General features: G+C 60.5%; 28 protein-coding genes and 3 tRNA genes. 20 read left to right on the top strand and 11 right to left on the bottom strand.

What is annotated here, in order from left to right; genetic code table 11:
* Position 1 precedes the first annotated feature (1 nt).
* On the top strand, positions 2-529 hold the full coding sequence (locus IEX72_RS02445; RefSeq protein WP_188785801.1) for an NUDIX domain-containing protein: 528 nt from the start codon (positions 2-4) through the stop codon (positions 527-529).
* 2 nt (positions 530-531) lie between these two features.
* Here IEX72_RS02445 and IEX72_RS02440 read toward each other — a convergent pair whose 3' ends face one another.
* Entirely contained in the window at positions 532-849 is a 318-nt protein-coding gene (locus IEX72_RS02440) for a DUF5785 family protein (RefSeq protein ID WP_188785800.1), read from the bottom strand.
* 85 nt (positions 850-934) lie between these two features.
* A tRNA-Ser gene (locus IEX72_RS02435) sits at positions 935-1,017 on the bottom strand.
* 135 nt (positions 1,018-1,152) lie between these two features.
* Here IEX72_RS02435 and IEX72_RS02430 point away from each other — a divergent pair.
* Genes IEX72_RS02430 through IEX72_RS02420 form a run of 3 tightly spaced genes read left to right on the top strand, consistent with a single transcriptional unit; the run spans position 1,153 to position 3,265 of the window.
* Entirely contained in the window at positions 1,153-2,253 is a 1,101-nt protein-coding gene (locus IEX72_RS02430) for a tyrosine-type recombinase/integrase (RefSeq protein ID WP_188785799.1), read from the top strand.
* Positions 2,254-2,257: 4 nt separating this feature from the next.
* Positions 2,258-2,515 (top strand): hypothetical protein, encoded by a 258-nt coding sequence (locus IEX72_RS02425; protein ID WP_188785798.1) that lies wholly within the window; start codon positions 2,258-2,260, stop codon positions 2,513-2,515.
* A 39-nt stretch (positions 2,516-2,554) separates the two neighbouring features.
* The gene (locus IEX72_RS02420) at positions 2,555-3,265 is read left to right on the top strand and encodes a zinc ribbon domain-containing protein (RefSeq protein WP_188785797.1); all 711 of its coding nucleotides are present in this window, start codon (positions 2,555-2,557) and stop codon (positions 3,263-3,265) included.
* A 428-nt stretch (positions 3,266-3,693) separates the two neighbouring features.
* Here IEX72_RS02420 and IEX72_RS02415 read toward each other — a convergent pair whose 3' ends face one another.
* Together IEX72_RS02415 and IEX72_RS02410 are read right to left on the bottom strand one after the other, a co-directional pair.
* Positions 3,694-5,286, bottom strand: coding sequence for a DNA adenine methylase (locus IEX72_RS02415; protein ID WP_188785796.1), 1,593 nt, complete (start codon positions 5,284-5,286; stop codon positions 3,694-3,696).
* 160 nt (positions 5,287-5,446) lie between these two features.
* Positions 5,447-7,321 carry a helix-turn-helix domain-containing protein gene (locus IEX72_RS02410; protein WP_188785795.1) on the bottom strand — a complete coding sequence of 625 codons (1,875 nt, stop codon included), beginning with the start codon at positions 7,319-7,321 and terminating at the stop codon, positions 5,447-5,449.
* A 262-nt stretch (positions 7,322-7,583) separates the two neighbouring features.
* Here IEX72_RS02410 and IEX72_RS02405 point away from each other — a divergent pair, with 262 nt between their 5' ends.
* Complete coding sequence (locus IEX72_RS02405) at positions 7,584-10,511, top strand: restriction endonuclease subunit M (protein WP_188785794.1); 2,928 nt, start codon at positions 7,584-7,586, stop codon at positions 10,509-10,511.
* Between the two features lie 464 nt (positions 10,512-10,975).
* On the opposite strand, the gene IEX72_RS02400 is transcribed toward IEX72_RS02405, so the two are convergent.
* Entirely contained in the window at positions 10,976-12,172 is a 1,197-nt protein-coding gene (locus tag IEX72_RS02400; protein WP_188785793.1) for a type I restriction enzyme HsdR N-terminal domain-containing protein, read from the bottom strand.
* 168 nt (positions 12,173-12,340) lie between these two features.
* A complete protein-coding gene (locus tag IEX72_RS15340) occupies positions 12,341-12,475 on the bottom strand; it encodes a hypothetical protein (protein WP_268238871.1) in 135 nt (44 codons plus the stop codon).
* 34 nt (positions 12,476-12,509) lie between these two features.
* On the opposite strand from IEX72_RS15340, the gene IEX72_RS02395 reads away from it, so the two are divergent.
* Entirely contained in the window at positions 12,510-12,842 is a 333-nt protein-coding gene (locus tag IEX72_RS02395) for a hypothetical protein (protein ID WP_229663710.1), read from the top strand.
* 152 nt (positions 12,843-12,994) lie between these two features.
* Here the strand turns inward: IEX72_RS02395 and IEX72_RS02390 are convergent, their stop codons facing one another.
* The 4 genes from IEX72_RS02390 to IEX72_RS02375 all read right to left on the bottom strand — a co-directional run bounded on the left by IEX72_RS02390 (position 12,995) and on the right by IEX72_RS02375 (position 16,552).
* Entirely contained in the window at positions 12,995-13,201 is a 207-nt protein-coding gene (locus tag IEX72_RS02390) for a hypothetical protein (protein WP_229663709.1), read from the bottom strand.
* Positions 13,202-13,671: 470 nt separating this feature from the next.
* Complete coding sequence (locus IEX72_RS02385; protein ID WP_188785791.1) at positions 13,672-14,436, bottom strand: DUF2064 domain-containing protein; 765 nt, start codon at positions 14,434-14,436, stop codon at positions 13,672-13,674.
* Positions 14,437-14,518: 82 nt separating this feature from the next.
* A complete protein-coding gene (locus tag IEX72_RS02380; protein WP_188785790.1) occupies positions 14,519-15,154 on the bottom strand; it encodes a uracil-DNA glycosylase in 636 nt (211 codons plus the stop codon).
* A 321-nt stretch (positions 15,155-15,475) separates the two neighbouring features.
* Positions 15,476-16,552: an Mrp/NBP35 family ATP-binding protein gene (locus IEX72_RS02375; protein WP_188785789.1), complete on the bottom strand. Its 1,077-nt coding sequence runs from the start codon at positions 16,550-16,552 to the stop codon at positions 15,476-15,478.
* A gap of 179 nt (positions 16,553-16,731) precedes the next feature.
* Here IEX72_RS02375 and moaA point away from each other — a divergent pair, with 179 nt between their 5' ends.
* The 3 genes from moaA (at position 16,732) to hutU (ending at position 21,184) form a co-directional block, all read left to right on the top strand.
* The gene (moaA, locus tag IEX72_RS02370; protein WP_188785788.1) at positions 16,732-17,736 is read left to right on the top strand and encodes a GTP 3',8-cyclase MoaA; all 1,005 of its coding nucleotides are present in this window, start codon (positions 16,732-16,734) and stop codon (positions 17,734-17,736) included.
* 148 nt (positions 17,737-17,884) lie between these two features.
* Positions 17,885-19,315 carry a YjiH family protein gene (locus tag IEX72_RS02365; RefSeq protein WP_188785787.1) on the top strand — a complete coding sequence of 477 codons (1,431 nt, stop codon included), beginning with the start codon at positions 17,885-17,887 and terminating at the stop codon, positions 19,313-19,315.
* Between the two features lie 129 nt (positions 19,316-19,444).
* Complete coding sequence (gene hutU, locus IEX72_RS02360) at positions 19,445-21,184, top strand: urocanate hydratase (RefSeq protein WP_188785786.1); 1,740 nt, start codon at positions 19,445-19,447, stop codon at positions 21,182-21,184.
* Positions 21,185-21,222: 38 nt separating this feature from the next.
* Here the strand turns inward: hutU and IEX72_RS02355 are convergent, their stop codons facing one another.
* A complete protein-coding gene (locus IEX72_RS02355) occupies positions 21,223-21,603 on the bottom strand; it encodes a thioredoxin family protein (RefSeq protein WP_188785785.1) in 381 nt (126 codons plus the stop codon).
* Positions 21,604-21,859: 256 nt separating this feature from the next.
* Between IEX72_RS02355 and IEX72_RS02350 the strand changes: the two genes are divergently transcribed.
* The 11 genes from IEX72_RS02350 (at position 21,860) to IEX72_RS02300 (ending at position 26,093) form a co-directional block, all read left to right on the top strand.
* A tRNA-Ser gene (locus IEX72_RS02350) sits at positions 21,860-21,945 on the top strand.
* Between the two features lie 20 nt (positions 21,946-21,965).
* The gene (locus tag IEX72_RS02345; protein ID WP_188785784.1) at positions 21,966-22,493 is read left to right on the top strand and encodes a 30S ribosomal protein S13; all 528 of its coding nucleotides are present in this window, start codon (positions 21,966-21,968) and stop codon (positions 22,491-22,493) included.
* A 3-nt stretch (positions 22,494-22,496) separates the two neighbouring features.
* Positions 22,497-23,024, top strand: a complete 528-nt coding sequence (locus tag IEX72_RS02340) for a 30S ribosomal protein S4 (RefSeq protein ID WP_188785783.1) — start codon at positions 22,497-22,499, stop codon at positions 23,022-23,024.
* A complete protein-coding gene (locus tag IEX72_RS02335; RefSeq protein WP_188785782.1) occupies positions 23,024-23,419 on the top strand; it encodes a 30S ribosomal protein S11 in 396 nt (131 codons plus the stop codon). Before IEX72_RS02340 ends, IEX72_RS02335 begins: the two co-directional genes overlap by 1 nt.
* Before the next feature lie 10 nt (positions 23,420-23,429).
* Positions 23,430-24,215, top strand: a complete 786-nt coding sequence (locus IEX72_RS02330; RefSeq protein ID WP_188785781.1) for a DNA-directed RNA polymerase subunit D — start codon at positions 23,430-23,432, stop codon at positions 24,213-24,215.
* A 158-nt stretch (positions 24,216-24,373) separates the two neighbouring features.
* Positions 24,374-24,458, top strand: a tRNA-Leu gene (locus tag IEX72_RS02325).
* A gap of 72 nt (positions 24,459-24,530) precedes the next feature.
* On the top strand, positions 24,531-24,881 hold the full coding sequence (locus IEX72_RS02320; RefSeq protein ID WP_188785780.1) for a 50S ribosomal protein L18e: 351 nt from the start codon (positions 24,531-24,533) through the stop codon (positions 24,879-24,881).
* Positions 24,878-25,315 (top strand): 50S ribosomal protein L13, encoded by a 438-nt coding sequence (locus IEX72_RS02315; RefSeq protein ID WP_188785779.1) that lies wholly within the window; start codon positions 24,878-24,880, stop codon positions 25,313-25,315. Before IEX72_RS02320 ends, IEX72_RS02315 begins: the two co-directional genes overlap by 4 nt.
* A complete protein-coding gene (locus IEX72_RS02310; protein WP_188785778.1) occupies positions 25,309-25,707 on the top strand; it encodes a 30S ribosomal protein S9 in 399 nt (132 codons plus the stop codon). Before IEX72_RS02315 ends, IEX72_RS02310 begins: the two co-directional genes overlap by 7 nt.
* Before the next feature lie 12 nt (positions 25,708-25,719).
* Positions 25,720-25,914: a DNA-directed RNA polymerase subunit N gene (locus IEX72_RS02305; protein WP_188785777.1), complete on the top strand. Its 195-nt coding sequence runs from the start codon at positions 25,720-25,722 to the stop codon at positions 25,912-25,914.
* Entirely contained in the window at positions 25,911-26,093 is a 183-nt protein-coding gene (locus tag IEX72_RS02300) for a DNA-directed RNA polymerase subunit K (RefSeq protein ID WP_185191892.1), read from the top strand. Before IEX72_RS02305 ends, IEX72_RS02300 begins: the two co-directional genes overlap by 4 nt.

Here is a 26,093-nt window from a genome sequence, read left to right as displayed (position 1 = left end):
GATGGTCACCCGGGATGCGAGCTACTGCCCGACGTGCGGGTCCGGCCTCACCACGGTGCGACTCGAGGGCCGGACCCGGAGTTACTGTGACGCGTGCGACGAGCCCGTCTACCGGAACCCCAAGCCCGCGGCCGGCGTCCTCGTTGTCGACGGCGACTCGGTGCTTCTGATCCGTCGGACGAACCCACCGGCCGGGGTGTGGAGCCTCCCGGCGGGGTTCCTCGAAGCGGACGAGCCGCCGCAGGCCGCGGCCGTCCGCGAGTTGGCCGAAGAGACGGGCCTGACGGCCCCTGTGGCGGCGCCGGCGCTGTTCGATACGGCGTTCGTCTACCCCGACGACGCCCCGACCGTACTCGTCGTGATCTACGCCGTTGACCGCCGCGAGACGACGGGTGACCCGGTCGCGGGGTCGGACGCCGACGCCGCTCGGTTTGTCACCGACGAGCAACTGGTCGACTGCGACGGGATCGAACCGGGGTACGAAGCGACGTTCCGGCGCGCGATCCGGGAGTTCGGCGACCGGTCCTGACGCTACGCTTCGCCGTCGGCGAACTGGTCGGCACCCTCGTAGGACCAGTGGCCGTGCTCACGCATCGCCCGGCCGACGGCCCGGTGGAACGCCACGAAATCCTCGAACTCGTCGGTGTCGACGTGTTCGAAGATGTCGGCAACCGAGACGACCCGGTCGTCGTCGAGGCGAACCGGGTGGTCTCCGTACTGCTCGACGTACTCCTCGCGGGCGAGCGGGAAATCCGCCGCTTCGTCGACCTTCTTCGCGAGCACCGCGTGGCCGTACTTGCGGCGGCCCTCGGAGCCGCGTTCGCCGTCGGGGTTGTGTGGCCAATCCATATGTCCGTGTTGGACGGCCGTGACAAAGCCGTTACGCATCGAGCGGCACTACGACGTCCTCTCGCCGGTGTCTACCCCGAAAACGCGGTGGGACTGGGATTCGAACCCAGGAGGCCAAAGGCCACCTGCTCTCAAGGCAGGCGCAATAGTCCGCTCTGCCATCCCACCGCGAGGTTTCAGACTGTCCCCGTTACGTCACGCGATTTTGACGGCTTCACAGGTGAACTGTATGAATCTGACACGTTCCATCGTGCCTCGATTGAACCGTTCCGAAACCGTCGAAATCGCCGTCATACAGGGACTATGAGTACGGAGAAACCCGACAAAGTTGAAGGTATCGTTCTTATTCCCGAGCCGTCACGGGATTTCCTTACAGAGCGGAAACTGGTCGCATACGGTAGCCACCGCCGGGAGTTTCTAAAGTGGCTCGCACGGCAGGGGAAGAATCCGGATGCGCTCGAAGGATACGCGCACGACACCGCAAAGAACTACTCCAGCATTATCGACAAGTTTCATAGATACGTCTGGGAGGAGTACGGATACACCCTCGACATCAGCCACGACGCCGGTGAAGACTACCTTCGGTCGTTAGTTATGGCCGACGACGAGTACTCTCAGTCGCACCTCCACAACGTCAAACTGGCGTTGATGACATACTTCCGTTTCGCGGGCGACAAGTGGGAGCCGGACATTACTATCCCTTCATCCTCCGGAGTCTCCCAACCCCGTAATTTCCTTTCGGACGAGGAGCGAACAGCACTCCGTGAAGGGGCGTTAGAGTACGGAGCCGTACCTGCCTACTCGGCTTTAGATCCCGACGAACGAACGGAGTGGAAACACCTGTTGGCGCGACGATACGGAAAGCCCGTTTCCGAGGTCTCGAAAAAAGACTGGGATCGGGCAAACGGCTTCAAGTACCCCAGTCTGGTTCACACCGCCCTCGACGCAGGTCTGCGACCTATCGAGGTGTCTCGTGCTCGGACTTACTGGGTTGACGTGGATAACGCGACACTTCGGATTCCCGAGGACGACTCCTCGAAGAACGAAGACAATTGGACGGTCAGCCTTCGACGGGAAACGGCGGAATATCTGGCTCGGTGGCTCGAAGAACGCGAACTATACGAGAAGTACGACGACACCGACAGACTGTGGCTGACGCGTCACTCGAACCCGTATAGCGGTTCGTCGTTACGGTATGTCCTCGACGCTGTCTGTGACCTCGCGGAGATTAACAGAGACATATCGTGGTATGCGATCCGACACTCCACGGGGACATATATGGCCCGCGAGGAAGGCCTCGCCGCCGCACAGAGCCAACTACGACACCACAGTATCGAGACGACGGCCAAGTACGACCAAGCACCGGTTGAAGACCGTCGAGATGCCCTCGATAGGATGGGGTGAGCCCGTGGTCAAAAACCTCCGAGTCACCGTAGACGGAAACACACAGGCCGTAGATAGCGTTGAGGAAGCCGCTAACCTATCCGACGAAGCCAGTCCCGAGGACGACGTGGTCGCTATTCACGTCCGTTACACGGGCAGAGAGTGGGTTGCGACGGTCGTGGAGCCCGACCTCGACTACGAGGCCCGCGACGACAGGAAGTGGGGTGCTATTCGGGAACTTGTCGACCTCGTAGACGAACGCGCTAGGCGGTTTGGGTTCTGACCCAAACTTATATTTTAGTAAGCGCTGGTTTATTTACATATGTCTAACAGTAGTGCTGAAGAGGAGGAGGACGGTGGAATAAACATCACCTTAGGAAAACTGATCGCCTATCCGGTGGGAGGTTTACTGATTCTGTCGGGGCTTGGTTCATTAATTACTAACGTCGTTTCTGGGGTGCTCATTCTCTTAGCGGGGATAATCGCACTACCTATCGTAAGAACACGACTGAAGCGGTCGCAGGGGGTTTCGATAAATCGTTGGGCAACGGTCGCTATAGTGGTGATTTTAATCGGGGCTGGAGGAGTTATGCTTAGCCCGGATACTGGACAAAACACCGGACAGAACGGGGACGGAGGAGAGGCTGAATTAATCGACCAGTCTGCTGATGGTCTCGTCCCAACGATAGATTCGTTTGAGGCGGGTTGGCAGGGTGGCGTCGAAGAAGAGAATACAGCCACTTATTTTAATTCTGAGACTGACTCCACGTTGAGATATAATGTTACAGTATACAGTTCCGTTTCGGAGGCGGAATCTGCTATGGAGGATGCTCGCCCGGAGAACACCGGAATAGATAGCGTCTCAATCGGCGGTGGTGGCTTTATGACTGTGCAGGGTGACAGTTACAGGATATGGGTTAGAACCGCGAACGGCGTCTGTTTTACTGGATATGGAGCTGGTGTGGGGGTATTCTCTCCTGAGTCGAACGCTAAGGACTTTGCACAACGGTGCGAGGACGAGATGACTGATTAACAGTTGTTGTTTTCGTCGTGAAATTCTGTAGAACGGTGAAGGAGCCGATTACTTCGGCTCATCCGACCTACCCTTACGCTCCTTTGGCTCTCAACCCAGTCTTGCCGCTCTCTGACGGGGTCGACAGGCTCGCTATTTCTGTATCTCGAGTATGCGTTCTATGGCCTCCATTCGCTTTTGACTGAGGAGCCTGCTCCGGAGGATGCTATGACCGACGACCTCGGAGTACGTACGAACGACCTTATGCACGACTCGCCGATTTAGAAGCCGACGTAGCGAACATCAACGCCGACCGCACGGAACAGGGTATGCGGGTCACGTTCGACCTGCTCGATCCCGACGACCTCCACCTCGTCCGTGACGTTGCCGAGGAGCACGGCTTCGAACAGTACGGCGACACCGGAGAACGGTTCGAGTACCAGTCCTGACTACCACTCGTCGGCAGGCCCCGCCGTAGTCGGGATTTCAAACGTCCCTTCCTTCTCTTCAGGGAAACTCAGGATGAGCCGTTCGAGTCTGTCGTTGCTCCCTGTCGGGTGTACCAGTTCTTCAATTCGGTATTGTTCGAGACCATCGGGGAGGTTCTCGCCATAGGACAGAATGAAGTCGCCCTCCAACTGGCTCACTTTCGTCACCAGCCTGTCGTGGTCGATTTCGTCGTGATAGTACTCCTCTTTATTCACGTATGGGGGATCGAAGTAAAACAGCGTATCTTCCGAGTCATACTTCGAGAGCACCTTTTCGTAATCCAAGTTCTCAACCTCAACTTCACTATCCAAGCGAGGAGCAATAGGGGAATCGAACCGCTTCTGGAAGTACTCTGGGTCATCCCGCTTGAACCGTTTCTGGAACTCTCCTAACCGTTCGACCTTCTCGTAGAACTCCTTTGACTCAGGCCGGTTTGCACCCGGTCGGTCAAACCCAGACAACCGATGCTCTTTTCCGAGCATTTGTGCGAAGCGGTTGAAAAAGAAGACGGCCGCTCGTTTCACGTCGTCTTTCGGACGCCAACTCTCATCATACCACTTCCGAGTCCAGTCTTCGAACTGTTCGCGTGTGTATCGAACACCCTCCAGAAATCGGCTAATTTCCTCTCCGTGGTCTCGCAACGTCCCGAAGAAGTCGCTATAGTCTTCGTTCAGGTCGTTGTAGACTTCCTCCCCGCTTGGCGGCTTATTGTAGATACCGGTCGCTGTCCCACCGAAAACCTCCACAAAGCGGGAGTGCTCCGGGAGTCGCGTGTGTCGATCTGGCTTATCGAGACGCCCATACTCCGGAACCTCCCAGAGAAACCAGCCCACTATGTCTTTCTTCGACCCGATATAAGGGAAAATCGACTCCCCCGCCATCCACTCCTCGTAGTCGCGTTTCGTTGTGCCGGGAACGGCTTTCGAGAGGTCGTCTTTGAGCGTCGTGTATGCGCTGTTGAAGGACTCGTCGTTCAATCCGTCGTTCAATTCGTCGTTCGAGCACAGCCCTTCCCACAGTTCTACTGCCGCCTGCTGTGCCTCATCGGTTAGTTTGTCTCCCTTGTACTCTCCCTCTTTCGCCGCCCACCATACCCGGAGGCCGTGCTCAATCGTCTTCCCACTGAGGTCGAATTTTTTCTCCAGTCGGTTGCGGTAGCCGCTCGGAAAATTTTCCAGATCTGTCTCGACGGAGTCCTCCCACACTCGGATCCAGTCGACGGCATCAATAACGTGCTCCCCCTCCGTCTTCCAACGGGTCTGGTTGTATTCGAGAATCGCCTCCATTTCTTCCCGCTTGCTGTCGCCGGTATCAACGACCTCGACCTCAACTGTATCTGCTCCTGCTTCTGATAGTGCGTCGATCCGGCGGTGGCCATCGATAATCGTCCAGTCTGCGTCTGTGTATGCACTATCATCCGTGACCTTCGGAGTGTCCCGTGGCTCGCCGTCGAGGTCCAGTTCTCGGTCGTCGTCCGCCGGATACCTGTCCACGACCTTCGGGTGGTCTTCGAGGTCGTCTGGATCCAGTTCTTCCGTCCCGTCCTCACTCATACCCCACGGTACACTCGGATGCTTGAAATCCGTTCCCCCGACTCCTTCGACTTTAAGCGTGCTGGCTCGGTGTGGTAACGGTTGTGAAGGACTGCAGAGCACATATAGAGTAGTAGTATGCGTAGTGCAGGGCTTGTGACTCACTCACACACGCTACGGTCTACTCACCTTTCCACTCGTACAGCGTGGGGTGAGGGCCGGGTCGGTCTGTCAGTTCTACCCACCCGATTTCTTCGAGGTCGCTCATCGCTCTTTGAACCGTCGTGCTATGAACGTCAAACTCGTTCTCAAAGTCGGTCGTCTCTGCTGTCCCTTTATCGAGTAAGTATCGAACGAACTGACGCCTGTCCTTCGATCTAAACGGGGAATCCTGCGCTACACGGAGTCTTTCGTCTGGCTCGAACCACTCTGGAACCGCCTCGGTATTCACGACCACTACAGCCCCATCATCGTCTGGGTGTTTTTTCCGTCCTCTGAGGATGGCCTGTGTGATCTGGTCGTGAACGAAATATCGGTGTAGAACGTCGCCTATCTGTTGAGGCTCGTAGACGAGATCCGTTCCTTTGGTTCCTTTTTTCCGTTCAACTCCTTCGCCCATCAGCGCCGCCCACCTTTTGATAACTCCGTCGCCCGGATGGGTTGAACCACAGACGTGTAGGGCGTTTGTTCCTGCGGCGTCGTTGTTCGATACTAACATCCCAAAAGTCATAAACTCGTAATCGCCGGAAAGAGCGGGCTTGAGGTCGTTCTCGAACATCTCTGGTTCTGTTTGCTTCAACCGCATACCAGCCTTTTTTGGGATTATGAGAACTGGCCTACCGTGGTTTACTCGTGTCCACAGGGAAACTGTCGGGTCAACTTCCGTTGCGACGTGGTTCCCACTACTGTATGGCTTTGTTCCGTCGCCAGTTGCGACGAGTTTGATGTCCTGAACCTCGGTGACGTAATCAAGCATCTTCTCGCCCGTGTGGTACTCCTCCACTTCGAACTCGTGCTGGAAAATCGAGTCCCACAACGGCTTCCGAGCCGTTCCATCCAGCCCGATAATCTGGTCAGCGGCGGATAGATCGGGACGAGAGAGAATGTGTACCTCTTCGTCTTTGGGTGAAGAAGCCTGCTTTCGGACGACAACGACACCTTCGGGGCCACTACACCCTTTACGGAAACTGTTGACGTAAAGAGACTGGGGCGGGTTGGCTTCCCAGTAGTGCCACCCGTTTCCGAGATCTTCAGCCAGTAGAAGGGCAAACACGACGACTGGGGCCATCTTGTGGTATCGGTCGGACTCGTCTAACTCAGCGAGGGTTTTGTCGTCTACGTCCAGTCCGTCTTGTTCCATATCGAAAGCGATACGACTTCTACGTTCACCGTTCAGGTTGGAGATGAAGTCACCGTAGTTGTCCCACGGCAGGGAGTCGGTGGCGTCGAAGTAGCCGTCCAGCGCCTCGCTGATACTCAGCCCGTCGTCGTTGTGCGTACCGAATGAGGTCAGGAAGGCAGAACTGGGGAACTCATCGATAAACACCAGACGGTCTTCGATTTTTTGCGTGTCCCGTGCGTTAACGTAGTGGCAGATAATCACGTCGTACTGGTCTGGATTCTCGATCCGGTTCGCCATATACGGACAGTCAGGTTGACAGGGAGCGTTGAATCGTTCGTGCAACAGCCACGGGCTGACCCCGAGACGATACAGCAAACGCCACTCCTCAGCCGTTGCGTCACCGTGGTCGCCTCTGAACGTCGGACAGTCCTCGTGTGGAGTAGATGAGGTAGCGATTTCGTCCTCGGCAAACCCGGCGTCGAGTGCTTTCTCTTTGGCGTCGTCGTACATATCGTGCCGAGCCGCGAGAACCGTTATCTGTCGGTCGTGGTTGTAGGCAACTTGGAACTGGGCCGTCGTCTTACCCGTACCCGGCGCGGCTTTCAGCACGACAGGACTCTCACGACTGAGCAACCTTTCGAGCCGGTTGTGGGTCTCGTGCCACATCAACCGGACAGAAGAAGGTATTTTACGCTCGGTCTCTACGTCAGGCATAGACGACACCTCCTTCGGGTGCTCGTCGTCGTCTTCGAGTCCACCTGTCGTTCGCCGGCTGGGATCCGGCGGACACTACCTTTGAACATCGTTCGTGAGTGCTTGCTCTTGAGCAGAGGCTGGACTGTAATCAACGCTCTCCCCTCGTAGCGGCAGTAGCATAGTTCTATAGCACAATAACAGTCGTTTCGAGAACTTGTACGACTGGCTACGGTCGGTGCGTAACTACTTAATCGATACCCTCTAAAACGTTGGTGTATGTATGAGTGAGGCAGGTATCCACTTTGAGTTCTACCGACACCTCGCTAACGAAGTCGATGACGAACCACGTCGTAATGGAACCACCTTCGGGAAGATCCAGCCTGAATACGGTGAGAATATTGATGGCTTTGCCGACCTCGTTCTGTTTGAGGCGGACGGTAGTCCAGCGGTCGTAATCGAAGCAAAGGCACCGAATGGTAGCAACCGCTCGCGGAAGGAGATCGACCCCTATTCTCCGAAGGTCATCCGGCAGGCGTTCCGCTATGCTGGTGACATCGGTGCTCCCTACTTCGCCACCTTCAACGGCGACCGACTCGTCGTATTCGACGCATACGAAGAGGGTGTGCCACTCCTTCAGAGGTCTACGAAGTCCTACGACATCACCAGTCTAGAGAAGTTCGCTGGGTCGTTTCTGGACGAAATCGCCCGCATACGAGGGGGAGAGGCCAAGTGGGATGCTAATGACGATGCCTTTGTCGAACGAATCAAGTCCCTACACGAACGGATAACGCCGGATCTATACCAATCGTTGGCAGACAACTTGGAAGAAGACGATGAGTTCCGTGCTGACTTCGAAGCGTGGACTGCCTCTCAGGGGATCGAATACGAGGATGCAGACGAAAGTGACCGAGAAGACGTTCTGGAAGAGTTCGCGGAGCAGGCCGCTTACCTCCTTACTAATAAGATATTATTCTACAAAATCTTGGAGTCCTCTCCAACCTATACAGATGAGGTACAGCCGCTTGCTGTCTCGCCGTTCCGGGTACAGGCCGACTTAGAGGAGTACTTCAACCACATCGTAGAAGAGATCGACTTCGAGGCGGTTTTCGAGCACGACGACATCTACTCTGAAATCCCGCTAAACCTCGTGTCTGAGCAGATCCGGGACTTCATCATCGAGTTGGACGAACAAGATCTGACACAGTTCAACTCGGACGTTGTTGGCCGCATCTATGAGGGCGTTATCCCAGCAGAGCGTCGAAAGGAGATGGGCGAGTACTATACACCGCCTGCAATCTGTGATTTGATAGCCCAACTTACAATCGATGAGGCCCACGATACTGTTCTCGACCCAGCGTGCGGTTCTGGCGGCTTTCTCATTTCTGCATACAACCGCAAGAAAGAGTTGTTCCCTGAACAGGAAGGCAACCACGACGTGATACTTGACCAGTTGATGGGTGTGGACATCAACCGCTTCCCGGCGCACCTATCGGCAATCAATCTTGCACTCCAAGACCTTACAGAACACACAGAGAACGTCAACGTCGAGGTAAGCGACTTCTTTGATGTTGCACCCGACACGAGACGGTTTGGGCGAGTAGTTGCAGACGCGAGTGGTTCAGAATGGGAGAGCGGAGACGCAAACGGTGCTGTAGGTGGGTTCGACGCTGTAGTAGGTAATCCCCCCTATATCCGGTATCAAAGTATCGGAGATAAAGAAAAAGTCCGTTCCCACCTATCTGCTGTCGACGCTGAGTATCTATCTGGTTTTGCGGATATCTACTGCTATTTCATTACGCACTCAGCACAGTTTCTCGAAGAGGGAGGGAAACTTGGGTTTATTGCTAGTGACCGCTGGCTCAGTAGTAGATACGGAGAGGACATCCAGAAGTTCCTACTCGACAACTACAAGATCGAGGCTGTAATTCAGTTTGCGTCGCAAGCATTTAATGACGCACTTGTCGGTTCGAATGTGATTATAGTAGAGAAATGTGACGACATCAAAGAGCGGGAAGAAAACTACGTGAAGTTCCTCAAAGTACAGGACAATATCAGCGTTGACGATATTGCGGATGAAATAGAGTCTGAGATTGAGTCGGAGAAAATAGTCGCAACCGATGAGTACAGAATGTTGGTAACCTCTCAACCCGCTCTACGTGAGAATAATAAGTGGGGTATGTACTACAAAGCCCCACCAGTTTACTTCGAGTTACTACGTGGGAAGAATATATGTGAGATCCAAGAAGTCGCAAATGCTCATACCGGAAAGAAGGTTGGCGGAAATCCGTATTTCTATCATCGAACAGAGGAATGGGAGGAACTTGGACTAGACCAATACACAACGCCAGCAATCAAAGCAAGTGGGCAGATCAGTAAGATTAGGTTCGATGAACAATCTGCTCGTGAATGGTCAGTACTCGATACTCGTGAAGTAGTGAGAGAGGCACTCAACGATGGACACGAGTTCGGGGATACAGAAGAAGAACACGTGAAGGAATGGTTGGCAAAGAATGGTCACGAAGCCTTACTCGAATATATTGAGGAAGGAGAAGAGCAGGGACGGCACAACCACGACAGATGCGAGCGACGGGATGTGTGGTTCAACATCAGCGAAATCGATGAATATCGACAGCAGTTGGCACTACCGATATTTATGTGGACGGCACACAGGTCTGTATGGAATGAGGCAAGAGCCTTTTTTGACTACCAGTTTCACGTCGTTGAGGCGGACGAAGATATTAGCGAGAGATTGCTCTGTGGGATCCTGAACTCACGTTTAGTGTGGTTAGCACGAGAGTTAGAGGGACGGCAGGCTAGCGGACAGGGGATGAACCGCTCCGAACTCGCTTTGTATGAAACAGAGCAACTGTCGATAGTTGACCCCCGCGCTGTTAGCGACGAAGAGGAAAGGCGGATTGTATCTGCGTTTGAAAATCTGATGGAAGTCGAAGACAAATCCGATGACCCCGACAACGGCGAAGAAGTAGAAAAGGCACGAGACGAACTAGATAGAGCAGTCTTGTCTGTTATCGACGCTGAGGGTCGAGTGGACGATCTAAAACAAGCGGCAGAACACCTCTTGGAGATGCGAGCGAGCGAGGGTGGTGTCGATACGGAAGTTCTTATTGAAAGGGAACAAGAGCGCGAAGTAATCGAACTTGAAGGGGTTGGAGAGGCGCGGGAAAGCCCCCGGCTAAGTGATTACTGAATTCGCTATTTCAATATCGGCATATCGACACCCACGGGGGGAAATCACGAAATCTGCTCTGGTTGTCTTGACCGCCCCCTTCGAAGATCTGGAAGTCGGAAATCAAGCGAAAACCCCCACCCCGGAGAATATGACGGGAGTGGCTCGCTGGCTCTACTGATACCCTCGTTGACCCGCTTTACTACCGCCGGCAACCCGCGCTACTACTGTGCTCGAGAGACGGTGTGAAAGTACCAAGCCTTTCTTATGCTATTTATACCGTCTTGTTGGCCTCGATACAGCGTGAGTTCATACACCGGTCGGTGGTGTCACGTCGACCTGTAGAAGTATTTGTGGGCGTCACAACCTCTCCATCTCACTTGCAACTGTGCCCGTTTCCGGCGTTTTTCGACCGAGTTGCTGAATCCGTTGAGGATACTACTCCGGTGTGACCTCCATATCTTCTCAAACGTCTGAGACGACCCTCAAAGTATACTATCGGTTGTTTCGGCTGTTCTGAACTCCCCAAGCGTCGTATATCGGTGGCTTTGGGGGTATTTAGTCTCGTATGGGATCGGATCTTCGAGTTGATAGAGGCTGTCGGCTTCGAACCTGACTACCATCTTGTTATCAGCAAGTTCGGCTCTATCGACGTACTCGGTTGGTTCACGAATGAGGTTAGCATCCTCTGGCACAACGGTATCCCGGACTTTAGCAAAGTAACGCACTTCACGAGCGTTCTGCGTGACGTACATCGCCACATAGTCGAAATCTCGTCCGATACGAACGAATCCCCAAGCGTTGTTCTCGAACAGGAATGGAAGGCCGGACTCACGGGTCGGGAACACGGCTACTTGTGCTTCCTCGTCACCTTCTATGTCGGTACGACGTATCGTCCCGGCGACGTTGTTCTCGACGGGTTCAATCTCGACTTCTTCCGTATCGGGGTCATCGTCAGATACGTTGTCACCTGATGTGTCGTCCTCGCCGTCAGTCGATTCTCCTATGAACTCACGTCGTTCACGGAGGGCGTGTCGAAGGCCGTGGACGAAGTCGAGGCTCTGTTCTTCGAAATCAAGTGGTGTCTCACCCAGTTCGTCCTGTAACACGTCGGAAATTCGTCCGGCAATCGATTCTTCTTGGTCACTCAGTCGGTGGATAGCCCGGTTCGTTTGTGTGAGTTGCCGTGCTATATCGTCGGCTCTCCCCGACTGAATAGCATCTTTCGTCAGTATCTCCGGAATATCGGGGTTGTGAGCCATTTCGTCCAAGTCGAAAGTAGCAATCGAGGTTTCCCCGTCTTGTTTGTCGTCCCCGGTGACGCTGAGAATCTCGAACTCTTTTCCGTTCGTTAGGACGCCCCAGTCGACGGACAACTCCTGTCGCATATAGCTCTGAAGTTGTCGAACGTTTTTCTCGGTGAGATCCGACCGTGCGGGCTTTGCCTCGATAAACACTACTGGTGTATCACCGACCATCAGAGCGTAATCGACCTTCGAAGACTGCGTCCCCATCTGGACGGTGTATTCAAGTTGAACTTCGGTCGAGTAGAAGTTCCATCCGAGAAGGTCCACAAACGGCTGAATAAGTTTGACCTTCGTGTTCTCCTCGTCCATCTGCGGTGAGGCCTCCAACAGCGTCTGAGACTGCTCAACGTAGTTCCTGACCGCCTCACCATCCATTATGTCAGACCGTGAGTGTCGGCCTCTACTTCAATCCACCTATAAAGAGGAGTTCAGAACGGTTTGAGGCGTTCTGCCTATCGGTTTTGTCGGGTTCTGGTGTGGGGTTCGAGTCGGGAGGAGGCGGATCCAGACGACTCCATACAGGACGTAGCGCGTCGTGCCGTCTTACTTGCCCTGTTCGTCGTTTTCGTCCTCTTCGGTGGCCTGCTCGATCCCCTCCGCGAGGGCTTCACCGAAGTCTTCCTCCATCCACCGCGCTATCTCAGCGGCACTCGCGTCCTCGTCGGGACGGTCAACCATACACAACTGTTGGAACGGCGTACTGATACCTCCTGTGCCGGACGAAGCGATGGTATCAGTCTATGGAAAATTTTCCAAGAACTGTTCCCTCATATCCCCGAAACCAGCAGACGGCGTAGCGACCGTTCTGTTCGTAAGGATCGTGCTTCGTAAGGAAAGCGACCCGGCAGAGAAAGGAATCGCTCTATGCGGCTCTCTCGGACGAGAAAACGAAGTCTACGCATACGGGCTGACCGTAGGAGCACAGGCCCGCTTCAGCGGCATATACAGGGGCGTCACGAAAGGCGACCCATCATTTGCACGTAGCAAGAAGCCCCCCCGAAGGGTCAAGATAGGAACGATTAGTCCTAACACAACAGACCTATAGTTTTATAACACTCAGTCAACTGAGCATCTGGTAGAAGCCGTCTACCGGGTGAACTGACGGGGTAATGCGGAGGCCAAAGGCCACCTGCTCTCAAGACCGGCGCAATAGGCCGCTCTGCCATCCCACCGCAAGCGCCTGTTTTCACCCCGCGGTTACAAGCCTTTGGTCTGCATCGCACCCGACGCCGTCGACGCCTCGCGGATCCGCTCGATCCGGAGGGCGAACACGCCGCCAAAGGCGATGATCGCCACGCTCAGGCCGACGACCGTCTCGAGGCCGTCGCCGGACGTTTCGACTGTGACGATCCCCGAGCGCTTCCGTCCCCAGCAACACCCCGATTGCGAGAGAGAACACGACACTCGGGAGGAGACTTGACGCCACGTGTCGTCAGCCCGTTGCGACCTCCGAGATGTGACATCCTCCCGCGGCTAACGGCGCGGGCCTCCCACCCGGTGTTGGCCGGGCAGGTCAATCCCGACGATTGGGAGTCTCAGGTTTGCTGGACAGTCAACCAGTGGCTTTGCCACGAAGCCGTTACTCCTACCCGCTAAACGGCTTCGAGTTGCCTGATTGTTTACCGACTACCGGCGCGGTCGGCTTTCTTTGTATTTCGGCCAACGACCGTGGCAAACACCGACTCAGCCGCCAGTTGTCCACGCACAAAGGCACTTACAGCATTTGTGCGTGTACTGTTGTCGGATTCATCTGGTGGCTGGAACCACCAGTATTCTCGATGAGTCTTCATCGCCCCACGAGTACGATCGGGTGACACCGGCGGAACAGCCCGACTCCAACGTCGGGAAGCGGTGCCACTCGCTTCCGACCCCGGTCAGTCCCGAACGAGCGTCGGCGTTCCGTCCTCGTCGTCGTTGGCGACTGTCAGTCCGTGCTCGACAACGAACGTCGCGGTGTGTTCGGGAACCACCCGCCCGGCCTGCCACCGAGCGCGGACCGACGACACCAACGTCGCGAGGTCTGCCCCGGTCCGGATCGTCGGGAACATAGCCAGGAACTCCGTGTCGTGACCGGCGTCGTTGGCACCGTCGACGAGCGTCTCGAGCGTGGGCTCGACGAACGCCCCCTCGAAGTCGATCGGGGCGGTGAACCCGGCGTAGTAGACCCGACCGTCAGTCGACGGTCCGAGGACGACCTCGTTGGTCCGGAGGTTCATCGCCGCCGAGTCGATTGTCGATCGCCTGAGCAGCGGGGTGTCGCCGCGGACGACAGCCGCGGACTGCACCCCCTCCGTTTCGAGAAGGTGCGTCACCGTGTTGCCGGCGCGCGCCGAGCGCGTCGAGCCGACCTGAACCTCGAACCGCGCGGCCTCGGGGTCGTCGAGCGCGTCGTCCGCAAGCGAGCGAACCGCCGCCTCCGCGGACTCGTCAGGACGGACGTGGCGGTCCGGGAGCAGGTCGTCGGGACGGTAGTTGACGAGCAGATCTCCTCCCGACGCTTCGACCGCGCGCAACGTGTCTTTGAGCATCGCCGCCGCCAGCGACGCCGCCTCCGCCTCCGACAGTGGACTGGTGGTAGCGAGCCGAGGCAGTAGGAGTCCGGGACGCGGTGGGTCGGCGAGGACGGCGACGACTGTCATAATCCGCAATCGACGACCGGCGGTCTTGAAGCCGGCGCTTCGGGGTGTCGGGTGCGGATCGCACCACCCGACCGTCCGCACCCTACCGTTCGCGGCGACCCTTCGTCTGGCGGTAGTCCCGCGAGAACACGTTGTCCAGCAGGTGGTCGACGAACGCGTCCGTCTGGGCGTCGGTCTGGGCTTCGAGGGCGACCATCGGAACCAACTCGAAGCCGCGTCCGCGGACGGTGGTCGCGTGTGCCGCTTCGACATCGATGTCCCCGGGGCGGTTGGTGGTGTAGTCGGTCGCCAGCGCATCCAGCGTGCGCTGGCCGATCGGGACGATGATTTCGGGGTTGATCATCCGGAGCTCCGCGTTCAGATACGGCTCGCACGTCCGGACCTCCGCGTCGGTCGGCCGGCGGTCGGAGTGGCGACACCTGGTGAGGTACGTCACGAACGCGTTTTGGAGGTCGGGCTCCGCGGCGTCGGGATCCGATCGTGCGAAGCCCAACTCGCCGAGGATCCGCTGGAGCCGGCGCCCCGCGTCGTCGCCGGTGAACGGCACGCCCGTCCGGTCCGCGCCGGAGTGGGGTCGTTCGGCCACGAAACAGAACTCCGCGCCCACGTCACCGTAGCCGTGGACGACGTTCGTGCGAACGTCACACAGCGCCTCGCAGTTCCGGCACTCCGCGTCCATCCCGAACGGGTTCGCGAGGGTGTCCTGGCCGGCGTCCATACCGGAGAATTCGGGGCCGCGGGCAAAAGGTGTCGGGTTCAGCGAGGCCGCACTACTGGTTAGGGGGAACGGCCACCCGAACCCGCCCGGCTGGAGACCGCCGGGTGGCTGTCCGCGTTCCGAGCGGACGAGGCCCTGTGGGCTGTTCCGGAGAGCGAACAGCCGGCACACTTCGTCCCCGCGCCGACGTGCCGGGCAACCGCAACCCGACGCGGGGCGACCCTCAGATCACGAGGGGTGTGGTCCCGTGATCCGGGATAAACGTCCGGCCGGGGATCGGTCGCAGGCAGCGATCGACGGCTACTGGCACGCCAGCCGGCGTCACCGACGCGTCGCGGCGTCGCGCCGCCGCACCGCACCGACCATGTCCGCGGTGTTTTCGGCCATCACGCGGAACGCGTCGCCGGTGTCGCCGTCGTCGAGCACCACCGGTCGGCCGCCGTCGCCGCCGGTCCGGACCGACGGGTCCAGCGGCAGCGACCCCAAAAACGGGAGGTCGTTGTTCGCGGCGAACGCCTCGCCGCCGCCGGTCCCGAAGATGTCGTGTGTCGACTCGCAGTCCGGACACCGGAACGACGACATGTTCTCGACGATCCCGAGGACAGTGGTGTCGTGTTTACCGAACATCTCCAGCCCCTTTCTGGCGTCGTCAATGGCGACCTTCTGGGGGGTCGTGACAATCACCGCGCCCGTGAGCGGCAGGGTCTGCAGCACCGTCAGTTGGGTGTCGCCGGTGCCCGGTGGGAGGTCGAGCACGAGGTAGTCGAGGTCGCCCCACTGGACGTCCTCCACCAGTTGCGTGAGGAGCTGGTGGACCATCGGGCCGCGCCAGATCACGGGGTCGTCCTCGCCGACCAGAAACGCCATCGACATGAGCTTGACACCGTACTTTTCGGGCGGGACGATGGTCTGGTCGCCGGTCGTCTTCGGCGCCTCGTCGGCCGCGACCATCCGCGGGACGTTGGGGCCGTAGACGTCCGCATCGAACAGTCCGACGCGGGCGCCGAGCTTCGACAGCCCCGCGGCGAGGTTGACCGCAACTGTCGACTTCCCCACGCCGCCCTTCCCGCTGGCGACGGCGATCACGTTCTCAACGCCGGGCAACACGTCCTCCTCGGGGTCGACCGTCGGCGCGATCTGCGCCGAGAGTTCGACGTCGGAGCCCGTGTCGGCCAGTGCGTCCCGCACTTGCGACCCGATCTCGGTTTCGGCGGGCGAGTACGGTGCGCCCAGCGCCAACGAGATCCGGATCACCCCGGCGTCGTCGTCAACGTCGATCGCGTTGACCAGCCCAAGCGAGACGATGTCCGATTCGGAACCGCTCTGGGCCTCGCGATCGTCGCCGAGATCCGGGTCGGCGACCGACCGGAGGCGTTCGCGGACGGCGTCTTCGTTCATACCTCCGAGTGGACGCGAGCGGGCGATAAGGGTTTTGAACGGGACCACGACCCCCCGCGACGTGCTTGAACGGTACCGGTATCTTTGCCCCGACATTCCCGAATTGTGTAACTTTGTTCGGTTACGAACTCCCGCCTAGCGACACCGAATTTATATCCGTCGGGGAGAATCATCGCGTAATGCTCGAAGACGATTTCGGCCGAGAAGTGTCCGGCGTTCGGGTCTCGTTGACCGACCGGTGTAACTTCAACTGCGTCTACTGCCACAACGAGGGACTCGGCGACACCCGCGGCCCGATGGATCCGCAGGACGACGAGATGACCGCCGACGAGGTGGTCCGCTTTCTGGAGGTCGTCGCCGAGTACGGGGTGGAGAAGGTGAAGTTCACCGGCGGGGAGCCCATGCTCAGAGGTGATCTGGAGGAGATCATCCGGCGTGTCCCCGACGGAATGGAGGCGTCGATGACGACGAACGGGACGTTCCTGCCCGGGCGTGCGGAGGATCTGAAGGAGGCCGGCCTCGAACGGGTGAACGTCTCCCAGGACGCGATCGACCCCGACGCGTTCGCGGAGATCACCAAGTCCGGCGCCTACGAGAAGGTCATCGATGGCGTCCAAGCCGCCTTGGACGCCGGACTCGCCCCGGTGAAACTGAACATGGTCGTCTTCGAACACACTGCGGGCTACGTTGAGGGGATGGTCGACCACGTTGCCGAAAACCCCGGACTCCAACTCCAACTCATCGAGTACATGCCCGAACTCACCGGCCGGCCGGAGTGGAACATCGACATCGGGCGGGTCCACGACTGGCTCGAGGGAAAGGCCGACCACGTCGAGACCCGCGAGATGCACAACCGCCGCCGGTACTACGTCGGGGGTGACCCAGGGGCCGACGACGGGTCCGACGCCGGCATGGTCGAGATCGTCGACCCCGTCGAGAACCCCAACTTCTGTGCGAACTGCCACCGGGTCCGGGTTACCCACGAGGGGTACCTGAAGGGGTGTCTCAACCGCAACGACGACCTGCGGTCGATGGGCGACATGACCCGCGATGAGATCCGCGAGACGTTCGAGGAGACCGTCGCGAACCGGGTGCCGTACTACGGCGAGTATATGATCAAAGAGGAGGGCGAGTGGGTCGTCAACGACAAGTACATCGACGCGCCGGTCGCAACGTCAGACTGAACGCGGCTGCGACGCAGGTCACACGCACCTCCGCTCGCTGCTCCGCCGCGTCACGTTCCGGTCGCTCCTGGAACGCGGCCACTAAGTTTAAACCCCCCTCCGATCGGCGGCAGTTCTTACTATGTGAATAGTCCACATACCGTGGTGTATGGCAACGGAGCAGAAAGACAGCGTCTACACGCTCGACAGTGATCCATCGCCCAGACGTATCACCGACATCGACCTCAACGAGTTCGAATCGGGGGCGGTCGCGAAGTTCGCGGCCGCGTTCGCGATCGGAGCGTTCTTCTTCCTCCTGCCGATCCCCTGGCAGGGGGAGGTCACGGTGCCGTTCGACATCGTGGTCTCGCAGGTCACGGAGACGTTCCCCGACGCGGTTGGGGTCTACTCCCTCGCGATCATCGTCGCGGGCGGCGTCCTGACGACGCTCGCCGAACTCGACGACCGGGACATAGTCTCGTTCGGCTACGACCTGTCGTACTTCGAGAGTTCGGGCCTGTTCTGGGCGCTCCGGATCGCCGGCGCGGTGTTGGCGCCGATTATGTTCTTCAAACTCGGGCCGGGGCTGTTGCACACGCCCAGCACCGGCGGATTTATGTGGGGTACCTTGATCTACAGCGTCGGCGTCATCATCCCGATCGGCGCGATCTTCATCACCATCTTCGTCGAACTCGGCGGACTGGAGTTCGTCGGCACGCTCGCGCGGCCGGTGATGAAACCGCTGTTCAAACTCCCCGGGCGGGCGGCGCTCGACAGCCTCGCGTCGTGGGTCGGCTCCTACAGCGTGGGGTTCTACGTCACACGGAACGTCTTCGAGATCGGCGGCTACAACAAACGGGAGGTGTTCACCATCGCAACGTGTTTCTCCACGGTGAGCATCGGGTTCGTCGGCGTCGTCGCTGCCACCGTGGAGATGCTCGACCTGTTCCCGGTCATCTTCGGCGCGTACTTCGTCTGTGTCGTGATCACGGCGGCCATCCTGGTCCGGCTCCCGCCGATCAGCACGATGCCCGACGAGTACATCGCCAAGCCCGACCCGGAGATCCCGTTCCGCGGGTCACCCGGCGAGTACTTCCGGTTCGCGGTCAGCGAGGCTGTCGAGAAGGCCGCCGAGGGCGAGACGTTCCTCGGCGCGGCCAAGCGCGGGTTCGTCGACGGCCTCAAACTGACCAGCCTGATCCTGGGCACCATCCTGGCGGTCGGGCTGGCGGCGACGCTGCTGTCGGCGAACACACCCACCTTCGACATCCTGGGCGCACCGTTGGTCCCGGTCGTCAGCGCGCTCGGCATCCCGAACCCGGAGGTCGTGGCGCCCGCGACCATCGTCGGCATCACCGAGATGTACGTCCCCGTGCTGCTGGTCGTGGAGGCGGAGCCGATGGCCCGGTTCTTCATTGCGGTGCTCGCGGTGTCGCAGCTCATCTTCTTCTCGGCTGTCGGGCCGATGGCGATGGATATGTTCTCCGACGTCCCGATCCGGTTCCGCGACCTGGTCGCGCTGTTCGTGATGCGGACGGTCATCCTGGTGCCGCTGATCGCGGGGATCACCCACCTCGTGGTCGGGATGGGACTGCTGTAGTCCGGGCAGTCGATCACCGACGGTCCGGAGGCCGGCCCGCCGCCCGCCGACCGATTCGTGTGTATTATTTAAACAGTCCTCCGAGTGGAGGGTAAGTGGGTAATGCGTCTCGGTCGCATATCCACCCGTATGGCTGGCACACAGGAGTTCGACGACGAGACCGACCACATCGGCGAACCCAGCGACCAGTGGTACGACTACCAGGGCGCGCCGACCGGGACCGACATCGAGTGCGAGGGGTGGCGCCAGGAGGCCGCGCTCCGGATGCTGAACAACAACCTCGACCCCGAGGTCGGCGAGGATCCCGAGGACCTCGTCGTCTACGGCGGGACGGGGCGGGCCGCGCGGTCGTGGGACGCCTACGACGCGATTATGTCGGAGCTCCGCGATCTGGGCGACGACGAGACGCTTTTGATCCAGAGCGGCAAGCCCGTCGGCCGGTTCACCACCCGCGAGCGGGCGCCGCGGGTCCTGATCGCCAACTCCAACCTCGTCGGCAACTGGGACACCTGGGAGCACTTCCACGAACTCGAAGCCGAGGGGAAGATCATGTACGGCCAGATGACCGCGGGGTCGTGGGCGTACATCGGGACCCAGGGCATCATCCAGGGGACCTACGAGACGCTCGCGGAACTCGCCCGCCAGGAGTACGACGGCGACCTCGAAGGGCGGATCGTCGTCACCGGCGGACTCGGCGGGATGGGCGGCGCCCAGCCCCTTGCGGTCACCATGAACCACGGTGTCTGCATCGCGGCCGAGGTCGACGAGGCGCGGATCGACCGCCGGATCGAGACGGGCTACTGCCAGGAGAAGGTCGCGGATCTGGGGGAGGCGATCGAGCGGGCCGAAGCCGCGGCCGAGCGCGGGGAACGGTACTCCGTCGGCGTCCCGGTGAACACCGCGGACATGCTGGAAGCGATGCTCGACCGCGACTTCGTCCCCGACGTCATCACCGACCAGACGAGTTCCCACGACGAACTCGAGGGGTACTACCCCAGCGGGTACACAGTCGCGGAGGCCGACGCGCTCCGGGAGTCGGCCCCCGAAACGTACAGGGAAGTGAGCATCGACACGATGGAGCGCCACGTCGACGCGATCCTCGAACACCAGCAGCGGGGCGCGACCGCGTTCGAATACGGTAACAACCTCCGCGGCCAGGTCAAGGAACACTGTGACCGCGACGACGCGTTCGACTTCCCCGGGTTCGTCCCCGCGTACGTCCGGCCGCTGTTCTGCCGCGGCAAGGGGCCGTTCCGGTGGGCGGCGCTCTCCGGCAACCCCGATGACATCCACCGGACCGACGAGGCGATCCGGGAACTGTTCCCTGAGAAGGACGCGTTGCTGCGGTGGATCGACCTGGCACAGGAGCAGATCCAGTTCCAGGGGCTCCCCTCGCGGGTATGTTGGCTGGGCTACGAGACCGACGACGACGGGCTGACGGAGCGTGCACGGTTTGCGCTCCGGATCAACCGACTCGTTGCGGAGGGCGAGATCGACGCGCCGGTGGTCGTGACGCGGGACCATCTCGACGCGGGCAGCGTCGCCAGCCCGAACCGCGAGACCGAGGCCATGAAGGACGGCACCGACGCGGTCGCAGACTGGCCGATCCTGAACGCGCTTCTGAACTGTGCGGCCGGCGCCGACATCGTCTCCGTCCACGACGGCGGCGGCGTCGGGATCGGAAACTCCCTGCACACGAACAACCACGTCGTGCTCGACGGCACCGACCGCGCCGCCGAGACCGCAAAGCGGGTGTACACCACCGACCCCGGGATGGGGGTGGTTCGTCACGCCGACGCCGGCTACGACGACGCCATCGACGAGGCCGAGCAGTCCGACGTGGCGGTCCCGATGCGGGACCGGTCCTGACAGGCGTGCGCCGGTCCCGTGCCGTGGGCTCGGCGGCCCTACGCCCGGACCGGCTGCCCGGCTTCGTTGTCCTCCGTCTCCGTGAGGAACGCGTCGATCGCATCCCCGCCCTGGAACCCGTCGGCCAGCCGACCCACGACCGCGCCGTCCTCGAAGAGCACGAGCGTCGGGACGCTGGTGATGGCGAACCGTTCGATCAGTGGCGGATCCGTCCGCGGGTTGATGGTCGCGACCGCGAGGTCCTCGTGTGCGCGGGCAACGTTGCCGACGACCGGCTCAACCGCAGCACACAGCGAACATCCGTCAGTGTAGAAATCCACGAGTACCCGGTCGTGGGCGTCGAGGAAGCGGTCGAGGTCGGCTTCGGAGTCGAGGCCGACAGGACGTTGCGGCGACTCCGTCGGGAAATCTGTGCTCATACGATAGTGTTGGGGACCCCGACCCATATACTGCCGGCGGTCGGTTCGGCCGCGCGCACCACCGGAGTTCGGTCCCGCTGTCGGCGACGGTCACACCGGAGTTGCGTGTGAGACGAACGCACAGGCCCTGCGAACACGCCGCACGCCCGCTCACACTATCGTGACGCTTAAGTAGCGTACACGGTTTGTTCCGACTGCAATACGTTGCAGGGAGATCGACTCCCGAGTCCGCAAGGGCGACAGTGCGAGACCGCGCGTTGCGGTAGCCAAGCCTGGCCCAAGGCGCAGGGTTGCTAACTCTGTGGCGTTCACGCCTCCGGGGTTCGAATCCCCGCCGCAACGTCACCGGACATCCAAAAGCTATGAGTGCAGAAGAACCACAGGACGCCGCCGACGAGGAGGACGATGACCTCCGGTATTTCGTCAGGATCGGAACCACCGATCTCGACGGGACAAAAAGCGTCGAGCGGAGTCTCAGAGAGATGAAAGGAATCGGCAAGCGCACGGCGCGCATCGTTACCGACGCCGCCGCCGTTGACCGGCAGGCGACGTTCGGCTTGCTCGACGACGACGAGATCGACGCGGTCGTCGACGCCGTCGAGAACCTCGAAGACCACATCCCCGAGTGGATGGCCAACCGGCGGAACGACTTCTTCTCCGGCGAGACCAGCCACAAGACGGGATCGGACTTGGAGGAGAAGCGGCGCCACGACATCAACCGCATGAAGATGATTGACTCCTACAAGGGCGTGCGTCACAAGCGCGGCCAGAAGGTCCGCGGTCAGCGAACGAAATCCACCGGCCGGACCGAAGGGACAATCGGCGTCAACGTCGAGGCGATCAAAGAGGAGGCGGCCGAGGAGGCCGCCGCCGAGGACGAGGACGAATAACCGATGGCGACCGGAAACAACACAAAGCGGTACGAGACGCCAAACCACCCCTACCAGGGCGAGCGGATCGCCCAGGAGGGGGACATGCTCGGCCGCTACGGACTGAAGAACAAAGAGGAGCTGTGGCGCGCACAGTCGGAGCTCCGGAACTACCGGCGGGAGGCCCGCCGGCTTATTGGCGAGGCCCAAGGTGACCTAGAGGTCGCGGAGGCGGCTGGCGAGGAGTTCCTCGCCCGGCTCCGCCGCTACGGGATCCTCTCGGAGGGCAACGACATCAGTCGCGTCCTCGGGCTCGACGTGACCGACATCCTGGAGCGCCGGCTCCAGACCGTCGTCTACCGGACCGGGCTGGCGAGCACGCCCGAACAGGCGCGCCAGTTCGTGGTCCACGGCCACGTCACCGTCGACGGCGCCCGCGTCACGCGGCCATCGAAGATGGTCGAGGTCGCAGAGGCGGACGCGATCGAGTTCGACGGGACCAGCCCGCTTTCGGACGATCTTCACCCCGAGCGCGCGGAGGGACAAGAGTAATGAGCGAATCGGAGACTTCCAGGGACAAGTGGGGCATCGCCCACGTGCACGCATCGTTCAACAACACCCTCATCACGGTCACCGACCTGACGGGCGCCGAGACCATCGTGAAGTCCTCGGGCGGCGCCGTGGTGAAGCAGAACCGCGACGAGGCGTCGCCGTACGCCGCGATGCAGATGGCGGAGTCGGTCGCAGAAGAGATCAAAGCCGCGGGCATCAAAGGATTGCACGTCCGCGTTCGCGGCCCCGGCGGCAACGACATCAAAAGCCCCGGTCCGGGCGCGCAAGCGACGATCCGTGCGCTGGCCCGCGCCGGACTCGAGATCGGCCGCATCGAGGACGTCACACCGATCCCGCACGACGGGACGCGCGCACCGAAGAACCGCCGACTGTGAGGAGTTCCACATGACGAACGACTTCGAGGTCGAGTTCATCGAACCCGGCGAACGGTCGGCAAGGTTCCTGGTTCGGGGCGTATCGCCCGCCGTCGCCAACGGTATCCGCCGGGCGATGGTCGCGGACGTGCCGACGTTCAGCATCGACACCGTCCGGTTCGTCGAGAACTCCTCGGTGATGTTCGACGAGATGATCGGGCTCCGGCTTGGGTTGGTCCCGCTTTCCACCCCGATCGGCGACTTCGAGGAGGGTGACGTCGTCACCCTCGCGTTGGATGTCGAGGGGCCGGCGACCGCCTACTCCGGAGACCTCGAGTCCGCGGATGCGATGGTTCAACCCGCCGACGAGAACATCCCGATCATCGAGCTCAAAGACGGCCAGCACCTCGAGTTCGAAGCCGACGCAGTGCTCGATTCAGGGAAGTCCCACGCCAAACACCAAGGCGGCGTGTCGGTCGGTTACCGCCACCTCCAGCGGGTTGAGGTCGCCGGTGACGCCGGGGAGTTCGAAGAACAGGAGCCGAACATCCTCCGCGGCGTGATCGAGGAGGCGGCGGCCGAACACGCCGACGCCGACGCCGACGCAACGGACGGCGACCTCGTCGCCACGGACGCGTTCGACAACGACCTCACGAACCGGTATCCGGGCAAGGAGGTCGAGGTCCACGACGTGCCGGACGCGTTCGTCTTCCACGTCGAGACCGACGGCTCGTTCAGCGTCGAGGAACTGGTGCTCCGCGCCGCCGAAACGCTGGGCGACCGCGCAGCCGAACTCGAATCGAAAGTCGCGATATAGCACAATGACTGTCCCTTCACTCCCACCCCGACGCCCGCGCTCCGCCCCGCCGCGACCGGCAGCAAGCTGTGCCGCCGCTCCCGCGTTCGGGGCGTCGATCCGCGGGCGTTGCCAGACCGAAAGGAGTTTGAAGGGCCACGCAATAGCACGGAGTGCGAGCAGGGATAGCCAAGTCAGGTCAACGGCGCAGCGTTCAGGGCGCTGTCCCATAGGGGTCCGCAGGTTCAAATCCTGCTCCCTGCACTTCTGTGCTCGATTGTACGGGAGAGCGACGGGCGTCACGCCCGCACTCCGGACGTTTACAGGATGTACATTATGAGTAAGACGAATCCGAGACTCAACAGTCTCATCGCCGAGCTGAAGTCGGTGTCGCGCGAGTCAGGCGCAAACGTCTGGCAGGACGTCGCGGACCGGCTCGAGAAGCCACGGCGCACCCACGCGGAGGTCAACCTCGGGCGTATCGAACGGTACGCCCGCGAGGAGGAGACCGTCGTCGTGCCCGGCAAGGTGCTGGGCAGCGGTGTGCTGCAGAAGGATGTCACAGTCGCGGCGGTCGACTTCTCGTCGTCCGCTCGAACCAAGATCGAACAAGTGGGGGAGACGGTGGCGTTAGAGGAGCTCGTCGCCGAGAACCCCGGCGGCAGCAACGTGAGAGTGATCCGATGAGCCTCGCCGAGTTCGACGCCGACGTTGTCGTCGACGCGCGAAACTGTATTGTTGGCCGCGTCGCCAGCGAGGTCGCACAGCGCGCCCTCGACGGCGAGCGGGTCGCGATCATCAACGCCGAGGACGCGGTCGTCACCGGCCGCGAGGGGAGCGTGATGGACAAATATCGGACCCGCACGGAGCAAGGCTCCGACCGCGGGCCGCACTACCCGACCCGGCCGGACGGAATCTTCAAGCGCGCGGTGCGCGGGATGGTCCCGTACAAGACCGGTCGGGGTCGTGAGGCCTTCGAAAACGTCCGCGTCTACGTCGGCAACCCCTTTGACGAGGACGGCGAGGCCCTCGAGGGAACCACGCTGGATCGGCTCTCGAACATCAAGTTCCTCTCGCTCGGAGAGGTATCCGAGAACCTGGGTGCGAACGTCACATGGTAACCAACACATCGGGGAAGAAGAAGACGGCCATCGCCCGCGCCACCGTGCGCGACGGCGAGGGTCGCGTCCGTATCGACTCCCAGCCGGTCGAGCTGTTCGAGCCGGAGACAGCCCGCCTCAAGATGCTGGAACCGTTCCGCATTGCCGGCGAGGACCTCCGCTCGCAGGTCGACATCGACGTCAGCGTCGCCGGCGGCGGGTTCGCCGGCCAGGCCGACGCCGTGCGAACCGCGATCGCCCGCGGGCTGGTGCAGTATCTCAACGACGCCGAGCTTCGCGACGCGTATATGGACTTCGACCGGTCGCTGCTCGTCAACGACGTGCGGCAGTCCGAACCGAAAAAATGGGGCGGCCCCGGCGCGCGGGCCCGTTACCAGAAGTCCTACCGCTGAGGTGATCCACCAATGATGATTCCCGTCCGGTGTTTCACGTGCGGTAACGTGATCGGCGAACACTGGGACGAGTTCAAGCGGCGGGCCCGCGAGGGCGACGAGGACCCCGGAAAGGTCCTCGACGAGTTGGGCGTCGAGCGGCACTGCTGCCGTCGCATGATGGTCTCGCACAAAGACCTCGTCGACGTGGTTGCCCCCTACCAATGAGCGGACGCACACAGTACAACCGGTACGAGAAGGCCCGGATCCTGGGCGCGCGAGCGCTGCAGGTGTCCTACGGTGCGCCGGTGCTCATCGAGACCGACCAGACCGAACCGATCCTGGTCGCCGCCGAGGAGTACGACGCCGGTGTCCTGCCCTTTACGGTCAAACGCGAGGGCAACTGA

This window comes from Halobellus salinus, from assembly GCF_014646875.1.
Taxonomy (GTDB): Archaea; Halobacteriota; Halobacteria; order Halobacteriales; family Haloferacaceae; genus Haloquadratum; species Haloquadratum salinum.
The sequence above is the reverse complement of the archived record's forward strand: the minus strand, read 5'-3'. Positions and strand labels throughout refer to the sequence as shown.